The 7,556-nt window shown below is 73.1% G+C and carries 9 protein-coding genes and 1 pseudogene; 3 read left to right on the forward strand and 7 right to left on the reverse strand.

Annotated elements, in window-relative coordinates:
• Nucleotides 1–73 precede the first annotated feature (73 nt).
• A complete protein-coding gene (locus GT030_RS16990; RefSeq protein ID WP_161201817.1) occupies nt 74–1,096 on the reverse strand; it encodes an NAD-dependent epimerase/dehydratase family protein in 1,023 nt (340 codons plus the stop codon).
• Between the two features lie 142 nt (nt 1,097–1,238).
• On the opposite strand from GT030_RS16990, the gene GT030_RS16995 reads away from it, so the two are divergent.
• The gene (locus GT030_RS16995) at nt 1,239–2,426 is read left to right on the forward strand and encodes a zinc-dependent alcohol dehydrogenase (protein ID WP_161201818.1); all 1,188 of its coding nucleotides are present in this window, start codon (nt 1,239–1,241) and stop codon (nt 2,424–2,426) included.
• Between the two features lie 22 nt (nt 2,427–2,448).
• Here the strand turns inward: GT030_RS16995 and GT030_RS17000 are convergent, their stop codons facing one another.
• A complete protein-coding gene (locus tag GT030_RS17000) occupies nt 2,449–3,123 on the reverse strand; it encodes a UdgX family uracil-DNA binding protein (protein ID WP_161201819.1) in 675 nt (224 codons plus the stop codon).
• A complete protein-coding gene (locus tag GT030_RS17005) occupies nt 3,120–3,455 on the reverse strand; it encodes a DUF6343 family protein (RefSeq protein ID WP_202460185.1) in 336 nt (111 codons plus the stop codon). The genes GT030_RS17000 and GT030_RS17005 overlap by 4 nt, the downstream gene beginning before the upstream one ends.
• Before the next feature lie 242 nt (nt 3,456–3,697).
• Here GT030_RS17005 and GT030_RS17010 point away from each other — a divergent pair, with 242 nt between their 5' ends.
• Nucleotides 3,698–4,279: a hypothetical protein gene (locus GT030_RS17010; protein WP_161201820.1), complete on the forward strand. Its 582-nt coding sequence runs from the start codon at nt 3,698–3,700 to the stop codon at nt 4,277–4,279.
• Nucleotides 4,280–4,324: 45 nt separating this feature from the next.
• Entirely contained in the window at nt 4,325–5,032 is a 708-nt protein-coding gene (locus tag GT030_RS36500; protein ID WP_237522548.1) for a hypothetical protein, read from the forward strand.
• Between the two features lie 71 nt (nt 5,033–5,103).
• On the opposite strand, the gene GT030_RS17020 is transcribed toward GT030_RS36500, so the two are convergent.
• From GT030_RS17020 to GT030_RS17035, 4 genes and pseudogenes are all read right to left on the reverse strand, one after another.
• Nucleotides 5,104–5,976: an SDR family oxidoreductase gene (locus tag GT030_RS17020; RefSeq protein WP_161201821.1), complete on the reverse strand. Its 873-nt coding sequence runs from the start codon at nt 5,974–5,976 to the stop codon at nt 5,104–5,106.
• Nucleotides 5,973–6,983, reverse strand: a complete 1,011-nt coding sequence (locus tag GT030_RS17025; protein ID WP_161201822.1) for an iron-containing redox enzyme family protein — start codon at nt 6,981–6,983, stop codon at nt 5,973–5,975. The genes GT030_RS17020 and GT030_RS17025 overlap by 4 nt, the downstream gene beginning before the upstream one ends.
• Entirely contained in the window at nt 6,980–7,165 is a 186-nt protein-coding gene (locus GT030_RS17030; RefSeq protein ID WP_244317677.1) for a CDGSH iron-sulfur domain-containing protein, read from the reverse strand. The genes GT030_RS17025 and GT030_RS17030 overlap by 4 nt, the downstream gene beginning before the upstream one ends.
• Before the next feature lie 115 nt (nt 7,166–7,280).
• Nucleotides 7,281–7,556, reverse strand: a pseudogene (locus tag GT030_RS17035) (methyltransferase); the annotation flags it as partial.

Here is a 7,556-nt window from a genome sequence, read left to right on the forward strand (position 1 = left end):
CGCCGGTACGCGCCGCATCGCCGTGCAGAGGCCCCACAGCGCCTCACCCCCCGCGAGCCCGAGCGGTCCGAGTTCACGAGGCGAGTGGGGCGGTGTTCATGCCCGCGTGCTCCCTGAGCCCTTCCAGGAACTGCTGGATCGCCTCCACGGCCGTGTAGCGGGGTTCCCACTCCAGCTCCGTGCGCGCGCGGGCGGAGTCCAGCAGCGGCAGGCGCAGCACCGCGTCGAAGAGGTCCGGGGAGGCGGGCACCAGCCGCAGCCGCCACGCCGCCGACAGCGCGGCCCGTAGCGGCGGCAGCGGGACGCGCAGCGGGCGCGCCTGAAGCAGTCCGGCCAGCGTCGCCGCGTCCAGGGGCGGATCGGCGGCCAGGTTGAAGGCACCGCGCACCGGGCGGAGCACCGCCTCGGTGAACGCGGCGGCCGCGTCGTCGGTGTGCACCGCCTGGAACTTCAGCCCCGGCAGATCCGGGATCACGGGCACGAACGGCGGCCGCACCCACTGGGTGGGCAGCCAGGACCCCGCGAAGATCCGCCGCTGCTCCGAGGCGGCCTCCCGCTTGAAGAGGAACCCCGGCCGCATCCGCACCACCCGCGTCTGTGGGTGCCGCAGTTCGTAGGCGTCCAAGTACCGTTCCAGGTAGGACTTCTCCCGGCAGTACGCGGCCTGCGGCCAGCCGTGCGTGGGCCAGGACTCGTCCACCTCGCGGTCCTTGGGGCCCGGTGAGTAGGCGCCGACCGACGAGGCGTGGACCAGCGCGGGCACTCCCGCCTCCGCCGCCGCCTCGAACACCCGGATGCTGCCGAGCACGTTGGTCCGCCAGGTCGTCACCGGGTCGTGAGTGGGCTGGAACTTCCACGCCAGATGCACCACCGCGTCCGCGCCCCGGAAGAGGGACACCAGGTCGGCGCCGTCCGGGTCGACGTCGGCCGCCACCCAGGTGGTGCCCTCCGGCCGCCAGCCGGGGGCTCTGCGCGCCACGCCGGTCACCGACGCCACCTCCGGACGCCCACGCAGCGCCTCCACGACGCTCGTGCCGACATTGCCGGTGGCGCCGGTCACCACCACCCGGAGCCCGCCGTTCGCCGTGCCGGTCATGTCAGCCGCCTTCCCTGGAGGTCGAAGGCCCGCCGGGTACCCGTGGCACGGCCTGCCATGCGCCGGGTAAGTGCGGGAGTGCCGGGTATCCGGCACGGGAGCGAGCCGCAACCCCTACGAACATACGAACATTGGAGGACATATGCGCGCTCTCACCTGGCACGGCAGGAGGGACGTCCGGGTCGACACCGTCCCCGACCCCAAGCTCCAGGACCCCACCGACGTCATCGTCCGCGTGACGTCCAGTGGGATCTGCGGGTCGGATCTGCATCTGTACGAAGTCCTCGGGCCGTTCCTCGACCCCGGTGACATCCTGGGCCACGAACCCATGGGCATCGTGGAGGAGACCGGCTCCGAAGTGACCTCCCTCGCCCCCGGCGACCGTGTGGTGGTGCCCTTCAACGTCTCCTGCGGCCAGTGCCACATGTGCGGGCAGGGCCTGCACTCCCAGTGCGAGACCACCCAGGTCCGCGACCAGGGCATGGGCGCCTCCCTGTTCGGCTACACCAAGCTGTACGGCCAGGTCCCCGGCGGGCAGGCGCAGTTCCTCCGGGTGCCCTTCGGCGACCAGCTTCCCGTGAAGGTTCCCGACGGCCCGCCCGACCAGCGCTTCCTCTACCTCTCCGACGTACTGCCCACCGCCTGGCAGGCCGTCGAGTACGCCGGTGTGCGCCCCGGTGGCAGCCTGGTGGTGCTCGGCCTCGGCCCGATCGGCGAGATGGCCTGCCGCATCGCCCGGCACCGGGGCGTCGAGCACGTCATCGGCGTCGACCTCGTCCCCGAACGCCTCGGCCGGGCCCGCGAACACGGCATCACCGTCTACGACCTCGGCGAGTACGGCGACGGCCTGGCCGACGCGATCCGCGACGTCACCGACGGACGCGGCCCGGACGCGGTCATCGACGCGGTCGGCATGGAGGCCCACGGCGCGCCCTTCGCCAAGGCCGCCCAGTGGGCCACCGGCCTGCTCCCCGACGCCGTCGCGCAGCGCTTCATGGAGAAGGCGGGCGTCGACCGCCTCGGCGCGCTGCACCTCGCCATCGACATCGTCCGCCGGGGCGGCACCATCTCGCTGTCCGGCGTGTACGGGGGCATGGCCGACCCCATGCCGATGCTGACCCTGTTCGACAAGCAGATCCAGCTCCGCATGGGCCAGGCCAACGTGCACCGCTGGGTCGGCGACATCCTCCCGCTGCTCACCGACGAGGACCCGCTGGGCGTGGACACCTTCGCCACCCACACCCTCCCGCTGGAGCAGGGGCCGCAGGCGTACGAGACGTTCCAGGCGAAGAAGGACGGCATGATCAAGGCGGTCCTCAAGCCCTGGTGAGGCGCGCCCCCTGACCGGCCGGTCAGCCGCGTCGCAGGACGTCCGCGACGATGCGCAGGTCGGCCACCAGGCCGTCGTAGACCGCGTCCCGGTCGTCGGCCCGCAGCACGGCGGAGGGGTGGATGGTGGCGAGCAGCCCGGCGATCCCGTCCTCAGCCGTCTCGCCGTCCAGGCCCGGCCAGGGCAGCAGGGCGCCGCGCTGCTCGGTGACCCGGAAACCGGAACCGAGCAGCGCCTTGCCCGCCGTGGCACCGAGCGCCACCACCACCTCCCGTGACACCAGGCGCAGTTCGGCCAGCAGCCAGGGGCGGCACGCCGTCATCTCCCGCAGGGTGGGGGACTTGTGGATACGGCGCTTGCGGCCCGGCCGGACCGTGAACTCGAAGTGCTTGACCGCGTTGGTGACGTAGGCGTGCCCGGGATCGACTCCCGCGTCCGCGAGGGCCCGGTCCAGCACATGGCCGGCCGGGCCGACGAACGGTCTGCCCTGCCGGTCCTCCTGGTCGCCGGGCTGCTCACCGAGGAGCAGGACCCGCGCGCTCGGGTCGCCCGCCCCGAACACCGTCTGCGTGGCGTCCTCGTACAGCGGGCAGCCGTGGCACTCGGCGGCCGCTCTGCGCAGCCCGGCCAGGCCCGTCCGGCGGCTCGGGAGGAAGGGCGTGGCATCGTAGCGCCGCCCTTCCTCGCCCTCGTTCATGTCCGGCGGGCGCGTTCGCGCGCGAGGCGCAGCAGGACCACGACCAGGTCCACGACGGCGAACACCGCGAGGACACCGCAGATGACGGCCAGGACCGTGAGCTGGGTGGGGTCCGGCACGTCCTGCTGCCGCACCGCGCCCGCCCAGACGGCGAAGAGCACCGTACCGAGCACGAAGACCAGCAACCCGATCATGTTGAGCACCAGGCGCAGCTTCAGCGCGCTGCGGGCGGTGACCGGTTCGGTCCCGGTGCGTGCGTGGCGGCGGCCGATGGTGCCCGGACGCGCGCGCGGCACGCGTGCCGTGTCGTCCTGAGTGTGTCGTCGGCTCATGCCCTCATCCCCGTCCAGGTCGCGAGGAGTCGTCAAGGACTCCGAGGAGGGAGGCGGCCCGCCGCACGACGGACGCCGGGCTGCCCGGTGCCGACTCCGCGTACCCGCCCCCGCGCCCCGGCAATCACCCCCTGCGCGCCAGGCCGGGCGGTGTGCGGGAACGGGGCCGGGGTACTCGGGCGGAGTAACCCGGCAGGCCGCCCGGCCGGCCCCTTCACTCAACTCACCCAGCGGGAGAGGCGATGTCCACCGCACAAACGCTGATCGCCATTCTGGTTCCCATCGCGGTCATCCTGATCCTGGTCGCCGCGGGAGTGTGGCTCGTGACGCGCCGCCGCAGGCGCCGCCTCCAGGAGAAGTTCGGCCCCGAGTACGACCGGGCCGTGCAGTCCGGCGAGAGCAGGCGGGAGGCCGAGCGCGAACTGCAGGCCCGCGAGAAGCGGCACCGCGACCTGGACCTCAAGGAGCTGTCCCCCGAGGAGCGGGACCGCTACGCCGCCGAGTGGAGGGACACGCAGGAGCGGTTCGTCGACCATCCGGCGCAGAGCGTCGACGACGCCGACCGCCTGGTCACCCAGCTCATGCGCGACCGCGGCTACCCCACCGAGGGGTTCGAGCAGCAGCTCCGGGACCTGTCCGTCGAGCACGCGCAGACCCTGGAGCACTACCGCGACGCCCACGACGTGAGCCTGCGCAACGAGAACGGCGAGGCCACCACGGAGGAGCTGCGCGGCGCCATGGTGCGCTACCGCACCCTCTTCGACGACCTGCTGGGCAGCGGCCGTCCCCCGCACCACGAGAGCACCGGGCACGACGCGGCCTGACCCGGCGCGCACTTCCACCACGGCACGAGCGAAAACGAGGTTGTCATGTCAGACCGGCACACCAACAGCGGCCCCGGCGAAGGTGAGTTGACCACGGAGGACCTGGCCCGTCCCGGCCGGGAGAGCCGTCCCGACGCCCGCTCCGGCCCCCTGTCCGAGCCGCGTCCGGACGCGCCGTCCGACACCGGCCACGACGTCCCGCCGGACGCCCGCTCCGGCCCGCTGTCGGGGGCACGGCCCGACCACCCGGCCGAGCGCTCTTCCGAGACGCCCCCGCCGGCCTACCCCGGTGAGGCGTCGGCCGTCTCCGACGACGCGCGGGGCGTTCCCGGCGAGCGGGAGAACGTGCCCGAGCGGACCGCCACGGGCGAGCAGACCGGCGCTCCGGAGCACACCCCCCTGGCCGAGCGCGACGACCGCGACCGGCGCCCGGACGGGGACCAGCGGCAGGGCGGCGGGCAGCCGCGCTCGGTGGACGAGGGCGCCGACCCGCTGATCGCCCACCAGGAGGCCGACAACTTCCGCGAGCGCTGGGCCAAGATCCAGGGCACCTTCGTCGACGATCCCAAGGACGCCGTCCGTTCGGCGGACGCGCTGGTAGCCGACGTCATCCAGTCGCTGGCCGCGACCTTCGCCGACCACAAGAAGGAACTCGAGGGCCAGTGGAGCCGCGGCGAACAGGTCGAGACCGAGGGGCTCCGGGTGGCGCTCCAGCAGTACCGCACCTTCTTCAACCAGCTCCTGGACGCCTGAGCCCGGCTCACGTCCCGCACGACAGCGGCCCGGACCGAGGAGGTCCGGGCCGCTGTCGTGTCGTACGGCGGTTACGGCAGCGGAGTGCCGCCCGTCGCGTTGAGGATCTCCGCCGTGATGAAGCTGGCGTGCGACGAGGCCAGGAAGACGTAGGCGGGCGCCATTTCGGCCGGCTGGGCGGGTCGGCCGAGCGGGGACTGCTTGCCGAACTCGACCGTGTCCGGCATCGTCGCCGGGATCAGCGGCGTCCACACCGGGCCCGGCGCCACGGCGTTGACCCGGATGCCGTCCTCGGCCACCATCTGCGCCAGCCCCTGGGTGAAGGTGACGATCGCGCCCTTGGTCATCGCGTAGTCCAGCAGATGCGGACTCGGCTTGTACGCCTGCACGGACGTGGTGTTGATGATGCTGCCGCCCGCCGGGATGTGCGGCAGCGCCATCTTGCTCAGCCAGAACATGCCGTACAGGTTGGTGCGCACCACCCGGTCGAACTGCTCGGTGGTGATCGACTCGATGCCGTCCGGCTGGGACATCTGGTAGGCGGCGTTGTTCACCAGGATGTCGATGCGCCCGAACTCGTCCACCGCCCGCTCGATCAGCCGGCGGCACTGCTCTTCCTCCCGGATGTCACAGGGCACCGCCACCGCCTTGCGGCCGGCCTCCTCGACCAGCCGGCTGGTCTCCGCGGCGTCGTCGCCCTCCTCGGGCAGATGGGTGAAGAGCACGTCGGCGCCCTCGCGCGCGTAGGCGAGCGCAACCGCCCGGCCGATGCCGGAGTCGCCGCCGGTGATCACCGCCTTGCGGTCGGTGAGCAGTCCGCTGCCCTCGTAGGACTCCTCGCCGTGGTCCGGCGGGGGGTCCATCGGGCCGGTCCAGCCCGGATGTTCCTGCCCCTGCTCCGGGAACTCGGGGCGGGGATGCCGGTGGAGGGGATTCTCGGTCACTGGGACTTCCTTTCCGTTCCGCCGTGCGGGAGTGTCCGCAGGGCGCTGTGCTGTTGCCGCCACGCCTTCAGCACATGCGCGCCGAACCGGTCCTCCAGCAGACCGGTGGCGTGCACGCCGAAGGCGATGTCGGCCTCGAGATGCGGCTCGTCGGCGAGCAGTCCGCCGACCACGTCCCGGCGGACCACCTGCTCGTGCACGGCGTCCGCCTCCACGTGCTCGTCGTAGAACCGCTGCGCGGCCTTCCCCGCGCCGGTACGGCGCAGGGCGGCCGCCATCCGGCGGGAGCCCGGCGACGAGGTCACCTCGACGGTGGCGAAGTGCCCCACCAGGGCCCCCCGCAGCGCGCGGTGCAGCCCGAAGAGGGACATCAGGTTGACCGTGGCCAGCAGGGCCGCCGGCGCCCGGTCGAGATAGTGGCCGTAGGTGGTGTCCAGGCCGAGGTCGGTCATCAGATCGGCGTAGAGCCGCGCGTGGATCTCCTCGGGGCGGCCGGCGCCGAACTCGTCGAACTCGACGGCCACCATGCCCGCCTTGGCCCGGCCGCGCAGCCTCGGGATGACCCAGGCGTGCGGGTCGGCCTCCTTGAGGTGGTACAGCGAGCGCAGGGCCGCGTACTCGGTGAGCTGCCACAGCTCGCCGTCGCGCTGGAGGTGGTGGCTGACGCTGCTGTCGTCGTGCCCGACCGGCTCCACCAGCAGCGCGTCCAGCGCCTCGTCGGCGCTCGTGCCCGGCGGCACGTCCCGGCGCAGGGCCGCGAGGAACGGCCGCTCCAGCGAGCGCCGCACCGCCAGCAGGCCGGGGTCCCACTCCAGCTCGTCGGGCACGCCCTCGAAGCCCCGGTAGTGCAGCTCGTAGAGCACGTACAGGGCGAGCTGCAGGTCCTCGCCGTACGGGTCGACGGTGGGCGGAAGCGTACTGTCCAGCGCGGTGTCGCCGCTGATCAGCGCGGCGATGACGGCGGCGGACAGGTCGCCGCGCGGCTGGGGGAGTGCGGGCGCGGTCACCGGGTCTCCTTCGCGTTCTTCGTACGGCGGCGGTGGCTGGTGTCGCACCAGGGGTAGATACGGCTGCGGCGGCAGGTGCAGAGCGCGACCGTGAAGCGCCGCGAGGTGACGACCGTGCCGTCCGGGAGGGTCACCTCCACCGGGCCGGGCAGGAGCAGCGGGCCGTCGGGCGTGATCGTCACGCTCGTCGCGTCCTCGGCTTCTCGGCCCACGGCTGACCACCGTCCTCTCGGCTCGGGTACTGGGGTCCGTGCTGCACGGGTACCCGCTGAAAGCCGCCGAAACGGGCCGTCCGGGTCAACTGCGCACGGCGCGCACCACCACCAGCTCCTCCTGGTCCTCGTGCCGGTCGCGCAGCAGGCCCCGGCTGTGCAGCCAGGAACGGCGCTCGCGCAGCACGGGGCCGAAGGGCACGGTGGCCCGGTCCACCACGGTGGCGTCCAGCCCCGCGGCGGTGAGCCGGTCCAGGGTCGGCGCGGTGCCGCACAGCGCGGAGTGCACCAGGAGCAGGACACCGCCCCGCTTCAGCACACCGGCGCTGGTGTCGCAGATCCGGTCCACGAAGACCCGCCC

Source organism: Streptomyces sp. SID1328 (assembly GCF_009865595.1).
GTDB lineage: Bacteria > Actinomycetota > Actinomycetes > Streptomycetales > Streptomycetaceae > Streptomyces > Streptomyces griseoluteus.